This is a genomic window from Dickeya sp. MK7, assembly GCF_000406305.1.
In the GTDB taxonomy this organism is placed as follows: Bacteria; Pseudomonadota; Gammaproteobacteria; order Enterobacterales; family Enterobacteriaceae; genus Dickeya; species Dickeya fangzhongdai.
This window is the reverse complement of sequence record NZ_CM001984.1, coordinates 4,239,291-4,256,798: the sequence shown is the minus strand read 5'-3', so window position 1 is coordinate 4,256,798 and position 17,508 is coordinate 4,239,291. Positions and strand designations below refer to the sequence as shown.

General features: G+C 57.0%; 18 protein-coding genes. 9 read left to right on the top strand and 9 right to left on the bottom strand.

The annotated features are described in order from the left end of the window. The 8 genes from mutL (at position 1) to DXXMK7_RS18345 (ending at position 8,665) form a co-directional block, all read left to right on the top strand. A complete protein-coding gene (gene mutL, locus DXXMK7_RS18380) occupies positions 1 to 1,938 on the top strand; it encodes a DNA mismatch repair endonuclease MutL (protein WP_038920309.1) in 1,938 nt (645 codons plus the stop codon). Continuing rightward, complete coding sequence (gene miaA, locus DXXMK7_RS18375; protein WP_038920307.1) at positions 1,931 to 2,872, top strand: tRNA (adenosine(37)-N6)-dimethylallyltransferase MiaA; 942 nt, start codon at positions 1,931 to 1,933, stop codon at positions 2,870 to 2,872. The genes mutL and miaA overlap by 8 nt, the downstream gene beginning before the upstream one ends. Positions 2,873 to 2,998: 126 nt before the next feature. Further along, entirely contained in the window at positions 2,999 to 3,298 is a 300-nt protein-coding gene (gene hfq, locus DXXMK7_RS18370) for an RNA chaperone Hfq (RefSeq protein WP_033567471.1), read from the top strand. An 89-nt stretch (positions 3,299 to 3,387) separates the two neighbouring features. Continuing rightward, positions 3,388 to 4,668, top strand: a complete 1,281-nt coding sequence (gene hflX, locus DXXMK7_RS18365; protein WP_038920306.1) for a ribosome rescue GTPase HflX — start codon at positions 3,388 to 3,390, stop codon at positions 4,666 to 4,668. 72 nt (positions 4,669 to 4,740) lie between these two features. Beyond that, positions 4,741 to 6,006 carry an FtsH protease activity modulator HflK gene (gene hflK, locus DXXMK7_RS18360; protein ID WP_038920305.1) on the top strand — a complete coding sequence of 422 codons (1,266 nt, stop codon included), beginning with the start codon at positions 4,741 to 4,743 and terminating at the stop codon, positions 6,004 to 6,006. Between the two features lie 3 nt (positions 6,007 to 6,009). Continuing rightward, positions 6,010 to 7,005, top strand: coding sequence for a protease modulator HflC (gene hflC / locus DXXMK7_RS18355; RefSeq protein ID WP_038665419.1), 996 nt, complete (start codon positions 6,010 to 6,012; stop codon positions 7,003 to 7,005). A 61-nt stretch (positions 7,006 to 7,066) separates the two neighbouring features. After that, positions 7,067 to 7,267, top strand: a complete 201-nt coding sequence (locus DXXMK7_RS18350; protein WP_033567467.1) for a DUF2065 domain-containing protein — start codon at positions 7,067 to 7,069, stop codon at positions 7,265 to 7,267. Between the two features lie 99 nt (positions 7,268 to 7,366). Next, on the top strand, positions 7,367 to 8,665 hold the full coding sequence (locus DXXMK7_RS18345; RefSeq protein WP_038920304.1) for an adenylosuccinate synthase: 1,299 nt from the start codon (positions 7,367 to 7,369) through the stop codon (positions 8,663 to 8,665). A 105-nt stretch (positions 8,666 to 8,770) separates the two neighbouring features. Here DXXMK7_RS18345 and mpl read toward each other — a convergent pair whose 3' ends face one another. After that, positions 8,771 to 10,153 (bottom strand): UDP-N-acetylmuramate:L-alanyl-gamma-D-glutamyl-meso-diaminopimelate ligase, encoded by a 1,383-nt coding sequence (gene mpl / locus DXXMK7_RS18340; protein ID WP_038920303.1) that lies wholly within the window; start codon positions 10,151 to 10,153, stop codon positions 8,771 to 8,773. A gap of 170 nt (positions 10,154 to 10,323) precedes the next feature. On the opposite strand from mpl, the gene fbp reads away from it, so the two are divergent. After that, positions 10,324 to 11,328, top strand: a complete 1,005-nt coding sequence (fbp, locus tag DXXMK7_RS18335) for a class 1 fructose-bisphosphatase (protein WP_038665429.1) — start codon at positions 10,324 to 10,326, stop codon at positions 11,326 to 11,328. A gap of 102 nt (positions 11,329 to 11,430) precedes the next feature. Here the strand turns inward: fbp and ruvX are convergent, their stop codons facing one another. The 8 genes from ruvX to DXXMK7_RS18295 all read right to left on the bottom strand — a co-directional run bounded on the left by ruvX (position 11,431) and on the right by DXXMK7_RS18295 (position 17,395). Beyond that, positions 11,431 to 11,862 carry a Holliday junction resolvase RuvX gene (gene ruvX, locus DXXMK7_RS18330; protein WP_038920302.1) on the bottom strand — a complete coding sequence of 144 codons (432 nt, stop codon included), beginning with the start codon at positions 11,860 to 11,862 and terminating at the stop codon, positions 11,431 to 11,433. Beyond that, positions 11,862 to 12,425 (bottom strand): YqgE/AlgH family protein, encoded by a 564-nt coding sequence (locus DXXMK7_RS18325; protein ID WP_038665434.1) that lies wholly within the window; start codon positions 12,423 to 12,425, stop codon positions 11,862 to 11,864. Before DXXMK7_RS18325 ends, ruvX begins: the two co-directional genes overlap by 1 nt. A gap of 103 nt (positions 12,426 to 12,528) precedes the next feature. Continuing rightward, positions 12,529 to 13,482: a glutathione synthase gene (gshB, locus tag DXXMK7_RS18320; protein ID WP_038920301.1), complete on the bottom strand. Its 954-nt coding sequence runs from the start codon at positions 13,480 to 13,482 to the stop codon at positions 12,529 to 12,531. Positions 13,483 to 13,493: 11 nt separating this feature from the next. Further along, positions 13,494 to 14,228: a 16S rRNA (uracil(1498)-N(3))-methyltransferase gene (gene rsmE, locus DXXMK7_RS18315; protein WP_038920300.1), complete on the bottom strand. Its 735-nt coding sequence runs from the start codon at positions 14,226 to 14,228 to the stop codon at positions 13,494 to 13,496. 133 nt (positions 14,229 to 14,361) lie between these two features. Beyond that, positions 14,362 to 15,060: a deoxyribonuclease I gene (endA, locus tag DXXMK7_RS18310; RefSeq protein WP_038920299.1), complete on the bottom strand. Its 699-nt coding sequence runs from the start codon at positions 15,058 to 15,060 to the stop codon at positions 14,362 to 14,364. Positions 15,061 to 15,159: 99 nt separating this feature from the next. Next, positions 15,160 to 15,672, bottom strand: a complete 513-nt coding sequence (locus tag DXXMK7_RS18305; protein ID WP_038920298.1) for a SprT family zinc-dependent metalloprotease — start codon at positions 15,670 to 15,672, stop codon at positions 15,160 to 15,162. 110 nt (positions 15,673 to 15,782) lie between these two features. Beyond that, complete coding sequence (gene metK / locus DXXMK7_RS18300) at positions 15,783 to 16,937, bottom strand: methionine adenosyltransferase (protein ID WP_038665452.1); 1,155 nt, start codon at positions 16,935 to 16,937, stop codon at positions 15,783 to 15,785. 116 nt (positions 16,938 to 17,053) lie between these two features. Then, entirely contained in the window at positions 17,054 to 17,395 is a 342-nt protein-coding gene (locus DXXMK7_RS18295; RefSeq protein WP_038665453.1) for a hypothetical protein, read from the bottom strand. Positions 17,396 to 17,508: the final 113 nt, after the last annotated feature.

Here is a 17,508-nt window from a genome sequence, read left to right as displayed (position 1 = left end):
ATGTCGATTCAGGTGCTGCCGCCCCAGTTGGCGAACCAGATCGCTGCCGGCGAAGTGGTGGAGCGGCCCGCTTCCGTCGTCAAGGAACTGGTGGAAAACAGCCTGGATGCCGGAGCGACGCGGATCGATATCGAAATCGAACGCGGCGGCGCGAAGCTGATTCGCATTCGGGATAACGGCTGTGGCATCGGTAAGGCGGATCTGGCGCTGGCGCTGGCTCGCCACGCCACCAGCAAGATCGCCACGCTTGACGATTTGGAAGCGATCGTCAGCCTGGGGTTTCGCGGCGAAGCGCTGGCCAGTATTAGTTCGGTCTCTCGCCTGACGCTGACTTCCCGTACCGACGCGCAGGCGGAAGCGTGGCAGGCCTACGCCGAAGGGCGAGAGATGGCGGTGACCGTCAAACCGGCGGCGCACCCGGTTGGCACGACGCTGGAAGTCTTGGATCTGTTTTACAACACCCCGGCCAGACGCAAGTTTCTGCGTACCGAAAAAACGGAATTCATGCACATCGATGAAGTGGTGCGCCGCATTGCGCTGGCGCGCTTCGATGTGGCGATCACGTTGCATCACAACGGTAAGCTGATCCGGCAATATCGCGCGGTGTCGGAGCCCGCCCAGCGCGAGAGGCGGCTTGGCAGCATCTGTGGCGCGGCGTTTCTGCAACATGCGCTGGCGATCTCCTGGCAACATGGCGATCTGAAAATTCACGGTTGGGTGGCGGATCCGGCTGGGTCGCGCCAGTTGCCGGAAATGCAGTATTGCTACGTCAATCAGCGCATGATGCGTGACCGCTTAATCAATCATGCGATTCGTCAGGCGTATCAGGATCAGTTGCGCGATGAACAACAGCCGGCTTATGTGCTGTATCTGGAGGTCGACCCTCATCAGGTGGATGTCAATGTGCATCCGGCCAAGCATGAGGTTCGCTTCCATCAGGCCCGGCTGGTACACGACTTTATCTATCAGGCGGTGATAACGGTATTACAGCAGGCGGCCTCGCCGGGGTTGACCGGCGTCGGCGATACGCAGACGCCGGCGACGACATGGCAGCCGGAAAACCGGACTGCCGCCGGTGAAAACCAGTTTGCCCGGCCGGCAGAACCAACGCCGGAGACGCCGAGAGCGGTATCGTCGGGTAGCGCGGGGCGTCACGTAGAGAGTCACCATGCTCGTGAGCGCCAGCCTGCCCGGACCGAGACGGCCGGTTATCAAAAGAAACAGGGCGAGCTGTACCAGCAGTTGCTGCATGCTGAGTCATCGCGGCAGCAAACGGTCGCCCGAGAGATGTCGCCGGTCAGGGATGTGCCTGCGGCGCAGCGCGATGTGACGGTAAAGGCGGCGGTAGTTGGCGAAGCGCCGCTGGAGAGCCATGCGTTAGGGCTGGGGCGTGTGTTGACGGTGTATCCGCCCAGCTATGCGCTGGTGGAATATCAGCAAGGTCTGGCGTTGTTGTCGTTGACTGTGGCGGAACGTTACCTCAGGCAGGCGCAGTTGACGCCGTTGGACGCCGGCGAGGGATTACGACCGCAGCCGTTGCTGATTCCGCAACGGCTGACGCTGAACCCGTCCGAGCTGGCGGTCATGCAGCAGCAACAGCCGCTATTGACCCGTATGGGAATCGAGGTGGAACTGGCGCCGCCGCGCGCTACGCTGCGGGCGGTACCTTTACCATTGAGACAACAAAATTTACAAAACTTGATTTCTGACCTGCTAGGCTATCTTGCTGATTCTCATGACGCGAAGCCTGATGCAGTGGCGGCGTGGATAGCCGGGCGACTTGGCAGCGAGCGTGAAAACTGGACGCTTGCTCAGGCCGTACAGCTGTTGTCCGATGTAGAGCGTTTATGTCCTCTGCACGTGAAAACGCCGCCGTCAGAATTGTTATATGTGATGGATATTGAATCCGCCATCAAGGCGTTGAAGAAGCATGAATGAGTTTAAAACGGCGCAGCATCCGCCTGCTATTTTTATCATGGGGCCGACGGCGTCCGGGAAAACCGCGCTGGCGATGGCATTGCGCGAGCAACTTCCCGTTGAGTTGATTAGCGTGGATTCGGCGCTGATTTATCGCGGTATGGATATCGGTACCGCCAAGCCTGGTTCGGAAGAGCTGGCGCGAGCCCCGCATCGCCTGCTTGATATCCTTGATCCGGCCGAGGCCTATTCCGCCGCGGATTTTCGGCGCGATGCGCTGCAGGCGATGGCGGAGATCACCGCCGCCGGGCGCATTCCGCTGCTGGTGGGCGGCACCATGCTGTATTTCAAGGCGCTGCTGGAAGGGTTGTCGCCGCTGCCGTCGGCGGATGCGCAGGTACGGCGGGAAATCGAAGAACGCGCACGGACCGAGGGATGGGAAGCGTTGCATCGTCAGTTGAGTGCCATCGATCCGGTGTCGGCGGCTCGGATTCATCCAAATGATCCGCAGAGACTGTCTCGGGCACTGGAAGTTTTTTTCGTTTCAGGTAACACTTTAACCGAGTTGACAAAGACATCCGGTGAAGCGTTGCCCTATCGTGTTCATCAGTTTGCGATTGCTCCGGCAACGCGCGAGTTGCTGCATGAACGGATAGCGTTGCGTTTCCGGCAGATGTTGGAATCAGGTTTTGAAACAGAGGCTCGGGCGCTGTTCGCCCGGCCGGATTTGAATCCTGCGTTGCCGTCAATCCGTTGTGTCGGATATCGCCAGATGTGGTCATATTTGTCGGGCGAGATCGATTACGATGAGATGGTGTATCGTGGCATCTGCGCCACCCGGCAGCTGGCGAAGCGCCAGATGACCTGGTTGCGTGGCTGGGAAGAAGTTTGCTGGCTTGACAGCGACCAGCCCGGAGAGGCGTTACGCAAGGTGATTCAGGTTGTTAGTGCATAGGTTAGACGATTGTGTACAATTGCCTGTGTCTACAATTGACTGATTCTCGGCACAAATTTTTATAACGTTATTTTAGGGCCGCAGGGTTCTTTGTTACAAATAACAAGCAAATAAGGAAAATATAGAATGGCTAAGGGGCAATCTTTGCAAGATCCGTTCTTGAACGCTTTGCGTCGTGAACGTGTTCCGGTTTCGATTTATTTGGTTAATGGCATCAAGCTGCAAGGCCAGATTGAGTCTTTCGATCAGTTTGTGATTCTGCTGAAAAACACGGTTAGTCAGATGGTGTACAAACACGCCATTTCTACGGTAGTTCCGTCTCGCCCGGTGTCGCATCATAGCAATAATCCCGGCTCAAATAACTACCATGCCAATAACCAGTCTGCGCAGCAACAGCCGCAGCAGGAAAGTGATGACGCTGAATAACGCGTCCTTACCAGTTTACCACGGCGGGAAAAGCGCTGATTGCAGCGACTTTCACTGCCGTGGTCGCTTTTTTCTGAGAGGGTGCCCGGTTGTTTGACCGTTATGAAGCCGGTGAACAGGCCATACTAGTTCATATTTACTTTTCGCAAGAGAAAGATACTGAGGATCTGCTGGAGTTTGAATCTCTGGTGTCTTCAGCCGGAATAGACGCGTTGCAGGTGATTACCGGCAGCCGTAAGGCGCCGCACTCCAAATATTTTGTCGGCGAAGGCAAGGCGGAGGAGATCGCGCAGGCGGTCAAAGCGACCGGCGCCTTTGTCGTGTTGTTCAATCATGCGTTGACGCCCGCGCAGGAGCGTAATCTGGAACGGCTGTGCGAATGCCGGGTTATCGACCGAACCGGGTTGATTCTGGATATCTTCGCTCAGCGCGCCCGCACCCATGAGGGTAAACTGCAGGTTGAGCTGGCGCAGTTGCGCCACCTGGCGACGCGTCTGGTGCGCGGCTGGACCCACCTTGAAAGACAGAAAGGCGGGATTGGTTTGCGCGGGCCGGGTGAAACCCAGTTGGAAACCGACCGGCGTTTGCTGCGTAATCGTATCAGTCAGATCTTGTCCCGCCTTGAAAGGGTGGAAAAGCAGCGTGAACAGGGGCGTCGGGCGCGAACCCGAGCCGAAGTGCCGACGGTTTCGTTGGTGGGGTACACCAACGCCGGGAAATCGACCCTGTTCAACCGCATGACATCGGCGGATGTGTATGCCGCCGACCAACTGTTTGCCACGCTGGATCCGACCTTGCGACGCATCAATGTGGATGACGTCGGGGATACCGTACTGGCGGATACCGTCGGCTTTATTCGTGAGTTGCCGCATGACCTGGTGGCGGCGTTTAAAGCGACGCTGCAGGAAACCCGTGAAGCGACCTTGCTGTTGCATGTGGTTGATGCTTCTGACGCTCGCATCGATGAAAACATTGATGCCGTGAATGAGGTATTGGCTGAAATCGAAGCGGACGATATTCCGTTTCTGCTGATCATGAACAAGATCGACCGGTTGGAAAACATTGAACCGCGTATCGACCGTGATGAAGAGAACCGACCGATCAGGGTATGGCTTTCTGCCCAGACCGGAGAAGGGATTCCATTATTATTCCAGGCGTTGACTGAACGGCTTTCCGGAGAAATTGCGCATTATTCTCTGCATCTTCCTCCGCAGGCCGGGCGTCTGCGAAGCCGTTTCTACCAGCTTCAGGCAATAGAAAAAGAATGGATTGAGGAAGACGGCAGCGTAGGGTTGGTGGTCAGAATGCCCATTATCGACTGGCGGCGCCTGTGCAAGCAGGAGCAGAAATTGCAGGATTATATTGTCTGAGCGACACAGACAGTCTCATAACTCTGGGACATTGACCCCGAAAAATACCTATCATAATGAATGGAGCTAAACATGGCGTGGAATCAGCCCGGTAACAACGGACAGGACCGCGACCCGTGGGGGAGCAGCAATAACAATAGCGGCAACTCTGGCGGAAACAATAAAGGTGGACGGGATCAGGGACCGCCTGACCTCGACGATATCTTCCGTAAGTTGAGCAAAAAGCTCGGCGAACTGGGTGGCAAGTCGTCTGGTTCCGGTACCGGTTCTCAGGGCGGCGGCGGTAACGGCGGCCGTATTCTGGGGCTGGTCGTGGCGGCTGCCGTGGTGGTCTGGGGCGTCAGCGGTTTCTATACCATCAAGGAAGCCGAGCGCGGCGTGGTCACCCGTTTTGGCAAATTCAGCCATCTGGTTGGTCCGGGCCTGAACTGGAAACCGACCTTTGTTGATTCGGTGCGTGCCGTAAACGTTGAGTCCGTTCGTGAACTGGCGACGTCCGGCGTTATGTTGACGTCTGACGAGAATGTGGTGCGGGTGGAGATGAACGTCCAGTACCGCGTCACCCAGCCGGACAAGTATCTGTTTAGCGTCACCAATGCCGATGACAGCCTGCGTCAGGCCACCGACAGCGCGCTGCGCGGGGTTATCGGCAAATACACCATGGATAAAATCCTGACCGAAGGGCGCACCATTGTGCGTACGGATACCCAGCGCGTGCTGGAAGAAACCGTGCGTCCTTATGATATGGGTATTACCCTGCTGGACGTGAACTTCCAGACCGCTCGTCCGCCGGAGGAAGTCAAAGCCGCGTTCGACGATGCGATCGCCGCTCGTGAAAACGAGCAGCAGTACATTCGTGAGGCGGAAGCTTACGCCAACGAAGTCCAGCCGCGCGCCAATGGTCAGGCGCAGCGTATTCTGGAGGAATCCCGCGCCTATAAAGACCGCACCGTGCTGGAAGCGCAGGGTGAAGTGTCCCGCTTCTCGCGTCTGTTGCCGGAGTATAAAGCCGCGCCGGAAATTACCCGCGAGCGTCTCTACATAGAGACGATGGAGCGCGTGCTGAGCCACACCAACAAGGTTCTGGTGAGCGACAAGAGCAACAATCTGATGGTCCTGCCGCTTGATCAAATTATGCGTGGTCAGGGGGGCGTTTCGACCAGTGCGCCGACGAGCGGCAACGCCGCCAATCCGGCGCCGTTGCGTCTGCCGTCAACCTCATCAAACAGTAGTGGTGTCGGCTATGCGCCGCGTTCTTCCGGCAACAACGGCAACATTATGGATCAACGCCGCGCCAACGCGCAGCGCGACGAGAACATTCGCGTAGGGAGAGAATAATCAATGCGTAAGTCAGTCCTCTTTATTCTTGTCCTGTTACTGCTGGTGGTCTATGCCTCGCTGTTTGTGGTGCAGGAAGGTCAGCGCGGTATCGTGATGCGCTTTGGCAAAGTCCTGCGCGACAACGAAAACAAGCCGCTGGTGTATTTGCCCGGTCTGCATGTGAAGATTCCGTTCCTTGAGTCGGTAAAAATGCTGGATGCCCGCATCCAGACCATGGAAAACCAGGCCGATCGCTTCATTACCAAAGAGCAGAAAGACCTGATTGTCGATTCTTATATCAAATGGCGTATCAGCGATTTCAGCCGTTATTACCTGGCTACCGGCGGTGGCGATGTGTCTCAGGCGGAAGTCCTGCTGAAACGTAAGTTCAGCGACCGTCTGCGTTCCGAGATCGGTCGTCTGGATGTGAAAGGCATCGTGACCGATTCCCGCGGCCAGTTGATGTCCGATGTGCGTGAGGCGCTGAACGCCGGTACCGGCGAGACTACGGAAGCGGATAACGCCATTGCCTCGGCGGCGGCGCGTGTGGAACGCGAGACTTCCAGCGGTGGTCCGCGGATCAACCCTAACAGTATGGCGGCGCTCGGGATCGAGGTGATCGACGTGCGTATCAAGCAGATCAACCTGCCAACCGAAGTATCGGACGCGATCTACCAGCGTATGCGCGCCGAGCGTGAAGCGGTTGCACGCCGTCATCGCTCTCAGGGCCAGGAGCAGGCCGAGAAAATCAAGGCGGCGGCCGATTATGAGGTCACTCGTACGCTGGCGGAAGCTGAGCGCCAGGGTCGAATCCTGCGCGGTGAAGGGGATGCCGACGCGGCTAAACTGTTCGCCGGCGCGTTTAGTCAGGATCCGGCTTTTTATGGTTTTATTCGTAGCCTGCGAGCCTATGAGAATAGCTTTAACAGCACCAATCAGGATGTGCTGGTGCTGAGTCCCGACAGTGATTTCTTCCGTTATATGAAATCGCCCGAGAAAAGCCTCTCTACTCGTTAAGGTTATTTACCGCCACTATCAAGCCCGTGTTTACGGGCTTTTTTCTGTCTGGAGTTTTTTTATGAATGTGAGCATCTGGCTGGCGCTGGGGTTGGTGCTAATCATGGAAGGGTTGGGGCCGCTGCTGTTTCCGCGTATCTGGCGGCGGATGATCCTGACCATGGCACAACTGCCCGATAATGTTTTGCGCCGGTTTGGCGGGGGTATTGTGGTCGCCGGCTGTGTGATCTACTACATGTTGCGTAGTCGGGCAGGCGGCTGAAATTTCCGCTAAAAATGTGCGCAAACGTGTGCTAAAAGTACTGAAAGCCGCAAGATGAGATGCTAGAATCCTTTTTTAACCAATCTGGTGATTCTTGAGATGGGTAAGAACGTTGTCGTATTGGGCACCCAATGGGGTGACGAAGGTAAAGGCAAGGTCGTAGACCTGCTGACTGAACGGGCCAAATATGTTGTGCGCTACCAGGGTGGTCACAATGCTGGTCACACGCTGGTTATCAACGGTGAAAAAACCGTTCTCCATTTAATTCCCTCAGGTATTCTGCGCGAAAATGTCATTAGCATCATCGGTAACGGTGTGGTGCTGGCGCCGGATGCGCTTCTGAAAGAAATGACCGCACTCGAAGCACGTGGCGTGCCGGTGCGTGAGCGTCTGTTGCTTTCCGAAGCCTGCCCGCTGATTCTGCCGTACCATGTCGCGCTGGATAATGCCCGTGAAAAAGCGCGCGGCGCTAAAGCGATCGGCACCACCGGTCGTGGTATCGGCCCTGCGTATGAAGACAAGGTTGCGCGTCGCGGTTTGCGCGTCGGCGATCTGTTTGACCGGGAAAACTTTGCCGTCAAGCTGAAAGAAATTATGGAATACCATAACTTCCAGCTGGTGCATTACTACAAAGCAGATGCGGTGGATTACCAGAAAACGCTGGACGACGTGTTGGCGGTTGCCGACATCCTGACCGCGATGGTCGTGGATGTTTCCGATCTGCTGCACAAAGCGCATCAGCGTGGCGATCTGGTGATGTTCGAAGGCGCGCAGGGCACGCTGCTGGACATCGACCACGGTACTTATCCGTATGTAACCTCTTCCAACACCACCGCCGGCGGTGTAGCGACCGGTTCCGGTCTGGGGCCGCGTTATGTGGATTACGTGCTGGGTATCGTTAAAGCCTATTCGACCCGCGTTGGCGCTGGTCCGTTCCCGACCGAGCTGTTCGATGACGTTGGCGAGCACCTGTCGCAGAAGGGCAACGAGTTTGGCGCAACGACTGGCCGTCGCCGTCGTACCGGTTGGCTGGATGCGGTCGCGGTGCGCCGCGCGGTGCAGATTAACTCTCTGTCCGGTTTCTGCCTGACCAAGCTGGATGTTCTGGATGGCTTGAAAGAAGTGAAAATCTGCGTCGGCTACCGTATGCCGGATGGCAGCGAGGTGGATGTGACCCCGCTGGCTGCTGAAGGCTGGGAAGGCATTGAGCCGATTTATGAAACGCTGCCGGGTTGGTCTGAAAGCACCTTTGGCGTGAAAGAGTACAGCAAATTGCCGCAGGCTGCGCTGAACTACATTAAACGCATCGAAGAAGTGACCGGTGTGCCGGTGGATATCATTTCCACAGGCCCGGACCGTGAAGAAACCATGATTCTGCGCGATCCTTTCGACGCGTAATCACAATGGTGACTGCATGAAAAAGGACGGGCTTGCCCGTCCTTTTTGCTATCCGCTTGCCGGCAAACATGTTGCCGGCGATGTACGCAGCCTGCGATAAACCCGTTAGTCTTCGTCGTTCGTCGCCTGCGCTTTGGCGTTCAGCGCATCCAGCAGTTTGTTGTGAATATTGCCGAAACCGCCGTTGCTCATGACCAGAATATGATCGCCAGGTTGAGCGGTTTTGCTGATCATCTCCACCAGCGTGTCGATATCCGCGCTCCAGTAGGCTGGCTGAACGCAGGCGTCAGCCACTTCAGCCACCTGCCAGGGAATATGCTGGGGCTGGAACAGGAAGACACCGTCAGCGCGGCCCAGCGCCGGTGCTAACTCGTTTTTGCAATGACCCATTTTCATGGTGTTGGAGCGAGGCTCCAGCACGGCGAGAATCCGCGCGGTGCCTCCCACCTTGCTGCGTAGTGCGGCCAGCGTGGCGAGGATCGCGGTCGGGTGATGGGCAAAATCGTCATAGACCGACACGCCGTGCGCGGTGCCGCGTAGTTCCAGCCGGCGACGGGCGTTAATGAAACCGCCCAGCGCGCGGCAGGCTTCTTCCGGCGGGACGCCGACATGGCGCGCCGCGGCGATCGCCATCAGGCCGTTATGCATGTTGTGTTCGCCCACCAGATTCCAGGTGACTTCCCCGACCAGTTGGTCGTTGAGGTACACCTGAAACACGCTGGCGTCGGTGGTGACCTTTTTCGCTTTCCAGATGCCTTCCTCACCCACCAGTTCCTGTTCGCTCCAGCATCCCATGCCCATCACCTGTTTCAAATGCAGGTCGTGAGACGGAACGATGATGCGGCCCTTGCCCGGAACCAGACGCACCAGATGGTGGAACTGTTTCTGGATGGCCTTGAGGTCGTCGAAGATATCCGCGTGGTCAAATTCCAGATTATTCAGAATTAGCGTGCGCGGGCTGTAGTGCACAAACTTGGAACGCTTGTCGAAGAAGGCGCAGTCATACTCGTCCGCTTCCACCACGAAGAACGGGCTTTCGCCCAGACGGGCGGAGACGGTGAAGTTGCCCGGCACGCCGCCGATGACGAATCCCGGCTGGTAGCCGCAGTCTTCCAGAATCCAGGTCACCATGCCGGCGGTGGTGGTTTTGCCGTGGGTGCCGGCGACGGCGATAACCCAGCGTTCGCGCAGCACGTGATCATGAAGCCATTGCGGACCGGACATATAAGGGATATTTTGTTCCAGCACCGCCTCAACGCAGGGATTGCCACGGGTCATGGCATTGCCAATGATGACCAGATCCGGAGCCGGGTCCAACTGCGCAGGGTCGTATCCCTGGATAAGGGTAATCCCTTGTTCTTCCAGTAAGGTACTCATTGGCGGATAGACGTTAGCATCCGAACCGGTTACCTGATGTCCTTGTGATCGGGCCAGCAACGCTAGTCCTCCCATGAAGGTGCCACAGATTCCTAAAATATGAATACGCATACGTTTTCCATCTATATTCAGAGAGTCTGCCGTCCATTCTAACGCTTGGAATACGTCATAAGAAATGGATTTGCTAGGTACTCGCTTTCTCTTTGGGCTACACTGCAGACGCAAACGCTGGCGGTACAAAAATGAAACCGCTTTTCATTCGTAGATTCTGGAATAGTGTTATGAAAACGTTAGGCGAATTTATCGTCGAAAAACAGCACGATTTCTCTCACGCCACTGGTGAGCTGACTGCGCTGCTGTCGGCCATCAAACTGGGTGCGAAGATTATCCACCGCGACATCAACAAAGCTGGTCTGGTGGATATTCTGGGCACCAGCGGCGTTTCCAACGTTCAGGGCGAAGTGCAGATGAAGCTCGATCTGTACGCCAATGAAAAGCTGAAAGCGGCGCTGAAAGCACGTGGCGAGGTGGCTGGGATTGCTTCCGAAGAAGAAGACGAGATCGTTATCTTCGACGGTGAGCGCGCCGAAAACGCCAAATACGTGGTATTGATGGATCCGCTGGACGGTTCCTCCAATATCGACGTAAACGTCTCTGTCGGAACCATTTTCTCTATTTACCGCCGCATCACCCCGCTGGGTATGCCGGTGCGCGAAGAGGATTTCCTCCAGCCCGGCCACAAGCAGGTAGCTGCCGGTTATATCGTGTACGGCTCTTCCACCATGCTGGTGTACACCACCGGTCATGGCGTGCATGCCTTCACTTATGACCCGTCGCTGGGGGTATTCTGCCTGTCTCACGAACGTGTGTGTTTCCCGGAGAAAGGCAACATGTACTCCATCAACGAGGGGAACTACATTAAATTCCCGCAGGGTGTGAAGAAGTACATCAAATACTGCCAGGAGCAGGATGAGGCGACTCAGCGCCCGTATACCACCCGTTATATCGGTTCGCTGGTGGCGGATTTCCACCGTAACCTGTTGAAAGGCGGTATTTATCTCTATCCGAGCACGGCCAGCTATCCGGAAGGGAAACTGCGTTTGCTGTACGAATGCAACCCGATGGCGTTCCTGGCGGAACAGGCGGGCGGCAAAGCCAGCGATGGTAAAAACCGTATTCTGGACATCACACCGAAGAAACTGCATCAGCGTGCGCCGTTCTTCGTCGGCAACACGTCGATGGTGGAAGATCTGGAAGGGTTCCTGCGCGACTATCCGGACGCGTAAATTCACGCCAGCAGTTTAATTCAGGCCCGCCAATGCGGGCCTGAGTCGTTTATGGCGTTGATAGCATCAGGAAAGGACGTGGTGTGAAACACTGAGCCTGATTTACTGCGGCCTGTCGAGTTGCTGCTCGAACCAGCTTTCCAGAATAATCACGGCGGAGGCGGCGTCCACACTGCCTTTGTCCAGCGCCCGAAACCCGCCGCGCTCGAACAGGTCTGCCCGCGCTTCTACGGTACTGAGCCGCTCGTCGTGCAGCTCAACCTTGACGCTGAAACGGCCATGCAGGCGCTGGGAAAACTTGCGCGCCCGGGCGGTCAGCGGTTGCTCGGTGCCGTCCATGTTCAGCGGCAGACCGACGATAACCAGCGCGGGCTGCCACTCGTTGAGCAGCTTTTCCACTTTTTGCCAGTCGGGTACGCCGTCCTGCGCTTTCAGCGACGTCAGAGGACGAGCGGTGCCGGTGATCTCCTGACCGATGGCGACGCCGATGCTGCGGGTGCCGAAGTCGAAGGCCAGCAAAGTACGATTTCCCATCAGGCGTGCCCCGCTTCGGCGGCGATATTATGAATGTCCACGCCCAGTTTTTTAGCGGCAGCGCGCCAGCGCTCGGCAATCGGGGTGTGGAACAGCAGATGATGGTCCGCCTGCACCGTCAGCCAGGCATTTTCCAGCAGTTCGTTTTCCAACTGACCGCTTTCCCAGGCGGAATAACCCAGCGCTACCAGCGTATTGCGCGGTTGTTCCGGCGTTCCAAGCGTTTCCAGCACATCCTTTGAGGTGGTGATCATGGTTTCGTCGGAAATGCTGATGCTGGACGCGAAGCCGGGGAGCGGCGTATGCAGGATAAAACCACGATCGTCCGCCAGCGGGCCGCCGGAAAAGACCGGTTTGTCGAGGCGAATCGCCGTATCCCGCGGGTTAGGCGTGATTTTCAGCTTTTTGAGGATATTTTCGACGGTGAACTGTTCCATTGGCTTGTTGATGATAAGGCCCATGGCGCCGTCCTCATTGTGCTCGCAGATGTAAATCACCGTCCGCCTGAACACGGGGTCCAGCAGAGAGGGCATCGCAATCAGAAAATGGTGCTGTAAATTCATCGTCTTATTATCGCTTCTCTGTCGGAGTGGATGTTTCCGGTTCGCCGCCGGGCAGCGAACCGGGCAGGGATACATCACCGACCGGGATACGGTCCGTGTATCGTTAACGCTGAGCCAGCCGGCGCTCAATGGCGTCCATCAGCATGCCGGTAATAGAGACATCCGGATAAGCCGCTTCGATTTCACGCACGCAGGTCGGGCTGGTGACGTTGATTTCAGTCAGGCGGTCGCCGATGATGTCCAGTCCGACGAAGATCAGTCCCTTCTGTTTCAGCACCGGCGCTACGGTACGGGCAATCTGCCAGTCGCTTTCGCTGAGCGGGCGGGCTTCGCCGCGGCCGCCGGCCGCCAGGTTGCCGCGGGTTTCACCGCTTTTCGGGATACGGGCCAGACAGTAGGGCACCGGCTCGCCGTCCACCACCAGCACGCGCTTGTCGCCGTCTTTGATGGCGGGCAGGTAATTCTGCGCCATGCAGTAACGACTGCCGTGTTCGGTCAGGGTTTCGATGATCACTGATACGTTGGCGTCTTCCGGTTTCAGGCGGAAAATCGACGCGCCGCCCATGCCGTCGAGCGGCTTGAGGATCACGTCGGTATGTTGCTGATGGAACGCACGCAGTCGGTCGGCGTTGCGGGTCACCAACGTGTCCGGCGTTAGTTGCGGGAACCAGGCGGTGAACAGTTTCTCGTTGCAGTCGCGCAGGCTCTGCGGTTTATTGACGATTAGCGTCCCTTTCTCTTCCGCACGCTCCAGAATATAGGTGGCGTAGATGAATTCGGTGTCGAACGGCGGGTCTTTACGCATCAGCACCACGTCCAGTTCATGCAGGGCGATGTCCTGCGTCGCGCCGAAGTTGTACCAGCCGTTGTAGTCGTACTGAACGCTCAGGATACGGGTCGTAGCGCGAGCTTCACCCGCATGCAGGTAGAGATCGCCCATTTCCATATAGTGCAGTTCCCAGCCGCGACGCTGCGCTTCCTGCAACATTGCAAAGCTGGTGTCTTTCTTGATATTGATGGACGAAATTGGGTCCATCACGATACCGATTTTAATCATTGTTATCTCCTTTACCCCAGATCGCCGAATCGTACCTGCAGCGCGGTGATTGCGGTGAGCGCGGTGGTTTCTGTTCGCAGAACGCGAGGCCCCAGCAGAATATCAGTAAAACCCTGGGTTGCGGTCATGGCGATTTCGTCCGCCGACAACCCGCCTTCCGGGCCAATCAGCAGCCGGATGCGCGATACCGGCAACGGTAGCGTGTTGATACTGTTCGCCGCCCGCGGATGCAGATTCAGTTTTAACCCATTGTCCGGTTCCGCGCACCAGCTTTCCAGCGTCTGGACGGGGCGAATTTCCGGCACGCGGTTTCTGCCGCATTGTTCACAGGCGGCAATGGCGATTTTCTGCCACTGAGTGATTTTCTTCTCCAGCCGTTCGCCGTCCAGTTTGATGCCGCAGCGTTCGGAGAGCAGCGGGGTGATGACATTCACCCCCAGCTCAATGGATTTTTGGATGGTGAACTCCATTTTCTCGCCGCGCGACATCACCTGGCCCAGGTGCAGGTGCAACGGCGATTCCCGATCTTCGGTCTGCCCGGCGGCATAACGGACCCGCACGCTTTTTTTCCCTGCCTGCAAAATCTCGGCGTCAAATACCTGATTGCTGTCGTCGAACAGCTGCAGCGCCTGTCCGGCGTTCATGCGCAGCACTCGGCCCACATGGTTGGCGGCGTCTTCGCTCAGGTCCGTCTCTCCCCCCTGCGGGGCAAGCGTATCGGGATGAAAAATACGCGGTATTCGCATGAATAATCTGGCCTTACGTGGTTATCAGTCGGATGGGCGAATGGCCCGACGGACGTCAGCCACCGTGCGGCGACGGTGGCGACAGCGGCAGGCAATCATTATAAGAGACAAGCCGTTATAGTAGGGAGCGGCGTCAGGGCTGGCAAGCCTGTTGCACGTACGGGTTGTGGTTGCCCTGTACGGCGGCGATGCGTTTTTCGCGGGTGCACTCCCACGCGGTGACCGGATACTGCTTGTTCCAGGCGTCAAACAACTGGGTTTGCTGGCGGGACAGGTTCAGGTTGTAACGGTCGCGCATATAGAAGTAGGTGCGGGCGATCGCGCCGCGGGCGCGTTCGGGCGGCTCCGCCAACTGATTTTTAAAATCAATCTTCATCTCGCACTGGCCGTACTGGCGTTCGCCGCCATTCCACTGGCTGTACATAAAGTTGCCGCGATCGCCGTTCACTTCGCCAATCGCCGGCTGCAGGTTGTGTAAGTCGGTTTCTATCTGGCGGTAAACATCGTCTTTGGTGCAGTTTTTGCGGCCGCCGTCCTGCCAGCATTGGCGCTGATGACCAAACTGCCACGCCGGCACCACGTGTTCCCACTCAATGCGGCTGGCGCGGTTGGCGTCTTTACGCACCTGATAACCGCAGGAAGCCAGGTCCGGCGTCCCTTTTTTGCCCTGCCAGTTGATCTTACAGCCGCAATAGAAGGTACCGGGCGCATCCTGATGGATTTTGGCGGCGGCGGCCTTGGCCTGCGTAAAATTGTTGATGTTCTGACCGGCGGCGGCCAGCGTCGTCAGGCCCGCGCCTAACACAGCGAAAATGACAAGATTGCGAAGCATATTCCAGAATCACCAGCAGGGTTGAAAGTGGGCAGCGTACCTGAAGAACACCATGCAGGCAAACGCAAAAAAGGCAGCATGAAACGCTGGATTTATGGTTTAAACAGAGTTTGTTACGAGGGCGCGTAACCGCTCGCCGCAAGACCGGCAGCGGTATTCCGACTCGCCCCGAACGACCCGGTTATGGCGGCGCAGCGTCAGTTCATGCCGGCGGCAGGCGCACTGATAAGGGAAGGTTTTGCCCTGCACCGAGGCGAGCGCAAACTGGTGGGTCCGGCGGGCGGGCACGTTCAGTACGTTTTCCATCATCCAGCGCCATTCCCGGCCATGCGGCGCGGTTTTGCCGAAACGGGCGTATACCAGCAGATGCGCCAGCTCATGCGGGACGACTTCATCAATAAACGCCTGCTGGTTTTCCTGCAGCAATACCGGATTAAGGCGGATTTCCCACGTTTTTAGCCAGGCGCTGCCGGCGGTGGAGCCGCGTTGCTGATAATTGATGACGGGTTCGGGGTAATCACAGCCCAATACCGTGTTGGCCTGCTGAAGTTTTTCCCGCAAACAGCGCATCACCGCTTGCTGCAGGGCGATAGGGAGTCGTGGCGTGTTCATGCTGGCAGCTTACGGTCTGGGCGGGCCGGATGCAATAATGCCCGCGGCGGCTCTACAATAAAAAACGGCGAAGCAGAGGCTTCGCCGTTTGGCATGACAGCGCGGGTCGATTATTTCAGACCGGCGGCGTCACGCAGTTTTTCTGCCACGTCGGTTTTTTCCCACGGGAATTCCGCACGGCCGAAGTGGCCGTAAGCCGCGGTTTGCTGGTAGATCGGGTGCAGCAGGTCCAGCATCTGGATCAGGCCGTACGGGCGCAGATCGAAGAACTGGCGGACCAAATCGACCAGACGGTCGCTGGACACTTTCTCGGTGCCGAAGGTTTCCACCATGATGGAGGTCGGCTCCGCTACGCCGATAGCGTAGGACACCTGAATTTCACAGCGATCCGCCAGACCGGCGGCAACGATGTTTTTCGCCACATAACGGGCGGCGTAGGCAGCGGAACGGTCCACTTTGGACGGGTCCTTGCCGGAGAACGCGCCACCGCCGTGACGTGCTGCGCCGCCGTAGGTATCGACGATGATTTTACGACCGGTCAGGCCGCAGTCGCCCATCGGGCCGCCGATCACGAAACGGCCGGTCGGGTTGATGAAGTATTTGGTATTGGCGGAGAGCCATTCAGACGGCAGAACCGGCTTGATGATCTCTTCCATCACCGCTTCCTGCAGATCTTTCTGCGCGATGGATTCCGAATGCTGGGTAGACAGCACCACCGCATCGATACCGACGATCTTGCCGTTGTCGTATGCGAAGGTCACTTGGCTTTTGGCGTCCGGGCGCAGCCACGGCAGGGTGCCGTTTTTACGCACTTCGGACTGACGCTGTACCAGACGGTGCGCGTAAGTGATCGGCGCCGGCATCAGCACGTCGGTTTCGTTGGTCGCATAACCGAACATCAGGCCCTGGTCGCCCGCGCCTTGTTCCAGCGGGTCTTTACGGTCAACGCCCTGATTAATATCCGGAGATTGTTTGCCAATCGCGCTCAGTACGGCGCAGGAGTTGGCGTCAAAACCCATCTCGGAGTTGACATAACCAATTTCGCGGACGGTGCGGCGCGTGATTTCTTCGATATCAACCCAGGCGCTGGTGGTAATTTCGCCACCAACTAACACCATACCGGTTTTTACGTAAGTTTCGCAGGCAACCCGCGCTTTGGGGTCCTGCTCCAGAATCGCGTCAAGGACGGCGTCGGAAATCTGGTCAGCGATTTTATCAGGATGTCCTTCGGAGACCGACTCGGACGTAAAAAGGTGTTTAGCCATGAGTTTCTTTACCTTATAAGCTAAAGCCGTTAAGCAATATATCAGTTAATCAGTATAGATGGATTAACATCTGGACGGCTATTCTAGGTCACACTGTAGCCCCATGCCAGCAGTTTTTATGCCGCACGGGCCGGTTGAAGATGTTCATCGGCATCTTTTGCAGAAATGATAGGGTTTTTTACCATTTTCATTTTGCTTTTCCGGGGCCGGATAGGTATAAACGGCGGGCGGTTTTGTTGTCCGTAATTCGGGCGATTCCGGCGCGCTGCGCGACGCTTATCCAGGGTGATGCGCGAGCGTTGGCGACGGGGTTCGGCCCGATACTGTTTGACCATTTTCCTGATGGTTTTTCGTGATAGCCTGACCGCATCATCTGCGGCGAGCGTGGAGGTGATAGGATTAATGATCCGTTGTTTATTGAGTGAGTTGCGCCCGCTGCGCTTTTCTTCTGACGCCATCGCGTCACTGACTCAATCCTTTCCGACATTTGCCCGAAGTTGCCTGTCCCGCAGCGCAACGCAGGACTCCCGAGCTGGCTAACCTGCTTTTTTCTCCGCGCCAGTGAATGCGT

Excerpts from the sequence above, each read along its gene's own strand:
- mutL (WP_038920309.1), top strand. The coding sequence starts at position 1 with ATGTCGATTCAGGTGCTGCCGCCCCAGTTGGCGAACCAGATCGCTGCC.
- miaA (WP_038920307.1), top strand. The coding sequence starts at position 1,931 with ATGAATGAGTTTAAAACGGCGCAGCATCCGCCTGCTATTTTTATCATG.
- hfq (WP_033567471.1), top strand. The coding sequence starts at position 2,999 with ATGGCTAAGGGGCAATCTTTGCAAGATCCGTTCTTGAACGCTTTGCGT.
- hflK (WP_038920305.1), top strand. The coding sequence starts at position 4,741 with ATGGCGTGGAATCAGCCCGGTAACAACGGACAGGACCGCGACCCGTGG.
- hflC (WP_038665419.1), top strand. The coding sequence starts at position 6,010 with ATGCGTAAGTCAGTCCTCTTTATTCTTGTCCTGTTACTGCTGGTGGTC.
- DXXMK7_RS18350 (WP_033567467.1), top strand. The coding sequence starts at position 7,067 with ATGAATGTGAGCATCTGGCTGGCGCTGGGGTTGGTGCTAATCATGGAA.
- DXXMK7_RS18345 (WP_038920304.1), top strand. The coding sequence starts at position 7,367 with ATGGGTAAGAACGTTGTCGTATTGGGCACCCAATGGGGTGACGAAGGT.
- mpl (WP_038920303.1), bottom strand. The coding sequence starts at position 10,153 with ATGCGTATTCATATTTTAGGAATCTGTGGCACCTTCATGGGAGGACTA.
- fbp (WP_038665429.1), top strand. The coding sequence starts at position 10,324 with ATGAAAACGTTAGGCGAATTTATCGTCGAAAAACAGCACGATTTCTCT.
- ruvX (WP_038920302.1), bottom strand. The coding sequence starts at position 11,862 with ATGGGAAATCGTACTTTGCTGGCCTTCGACTTCGGCACCCGCAGCATC.
- DXXMK7_RS18325 (WP_038665434.1), bottom strand. The coding sequence starts at position 12,425 with ATGAATTTACAGCACCATTTTCTGATTGCGATGCCCTCTCTGCTGGAC.
- gshB (WP_038920301.1), bottom strand. The coding sequence starts at position 13,482 with ATGATTAAAATCGGTATCGTGATGGACCCAATTTCGTCCATCAATATC.
- rsmE (WP_038920300.1), bottom strand. The coding sequence starts at position 14,228 with ATGCGAATACCGCGTATTTTTCATCCCGATACGCTTGCCCCGCAGGGG.
- endA (WP_038920299.1), bottom strand. The coding sequence starts at position 15,060 with ATGCTTCGCAATCTTGTCATTTTCGCTGTGTTAGGCGCGGGCCTGACG.
- DXXMK7_RS18305 (WP_038920298.1), bottom strand. The coding sequence starts at position 15,672 with ATGAACACGCCACGACTCCCTATCGCCCTGCAGCAAGCGGTGATGCGC.
- metK (WP_038665452.1), bottom strand. The coding sequence starts at position 16,937 with ATGGCTAAACACCTTTTTACGTCCGAGTCGGTCTCCGAAGGACATCCT.
- DXXMK7_RS18295 (WP_038665453.1), bottom strand. The coding sequence starts at position 17,395 with ATGGCGTCAGAAGAAAAGCGCAGCGGGCGCAACTCACTCAATAAACAA.